Genomic DNA, 973 nt, shown 5'->3' on the forward strand with positions numbered 1-973 from the left:
CCGAGCATTACCAGGTCGGCCTTGCAGGCGTCTGGTTTGTTGGCGACAGCACAGGTGACCTGGAGGCGGCCCTGGCCGTCGGTGCACAACCCGTGTTGGTAAAAACCGGCAAGGGCGAGCGAACCCTGGAAAAGGGCGTTGCGGAAACTACACTGATTTTCGACGATCTGGCAGCTATCGCCAGAGAACTAATTTAAACAGTGCGCCCCCGGGCGCATTTTTCTCAGGCGGGCACGCCCGCAATGGTACAAGCCACTATGTCGATCCTGCAGGCGATCAGAATCTTTCTTTTTTACCTGCTGCTGGGCACCAGTTCGTTGCTGTGGTGCTCGCTGAGCTTCTTCATCGCGCCGTTCCTGTCGTTCCCCAAGCGCTACAAGTTCATCAACGTGTACTGGTGCCGCTGCGCGCTGTTCCTGGTGCGGACGATTCTGGGCATCGACTACAAGATCACCGGCGCCGAAAACGTGCCGGCCGAGCCTTGTGTGATCCTGTCCAACCACCAGAGCACCTGGGAAACATTCTTCCTTTCCCAGTACTTCTCGCCGCTAAGCCAGGTGCTCAAGCGTGAGCTGCTGTACGTGCCGTTCTTCGGCTGGGCAATGGCCATGCTGCGGCCGATCGCGATCAACCGCGACAACCCCAAGGAAGCCCTGCGCCAAGTGGCGAGCAAGGGTGATGAACTGCTCAAGCAGAAGACCTGGGTGCTGATCTTCCCGGAAGGCACCCGCGTACCGTTCGGAACGGTTGGCAAGTTTTCCCGTGGCGGTACTGCACTGGCGGTCAACGCCGGGCTGCCGGTGCTGCCGATTGCCCACAACGCTGGCAAGTACTGGCCCAAGACAGGCTGGGGCAAGCGCGCGGGCACCATCGAGGTGGTCATTGGCGCGCCGATGTACGCCAACGGCACCGGGCCACGTGCCATTGCCGAGCTCAACGACCGCGCTGCGGCATGGAACGAGGCGACCCAGCG

The 973-nt window shown here is 61.0% G+C and carries 2 protein-coding genes; both read left to right on the forward strand.

Going from position 1 to position 973, the window contains the following annotated elements; translation table 11 throughout:
* On the forward strand, positions 1-197 hold a 197-nt coding region (locus tag HP547_RS28945), incomplete at its 5' end, for an HAD hydrolase-like protein (RefSeq protein ID WP_172288925.1).
* 45 nt (positions 198-242) lie between these two features.
* Positions 243-973, forward strand: a 731-nt coding sequence (locus HP547_RS28950) for a 1-acyl-sn-glycerol-3-phosphate acyltransferase (protein ID WP_172288927.1), incomplete at its 3' end; no start/stop codon positions are given.

Origin of the sequence: Pseudomonas sp. CM27, assembly GCF_013179515.1 — a bacterium.
Classification (GTDB): Bacteria; Pseudomonadota; Gammaproteobacteria; order Pseudomonadales; family Pseudomonadaceae; genus Aquipseudomonas.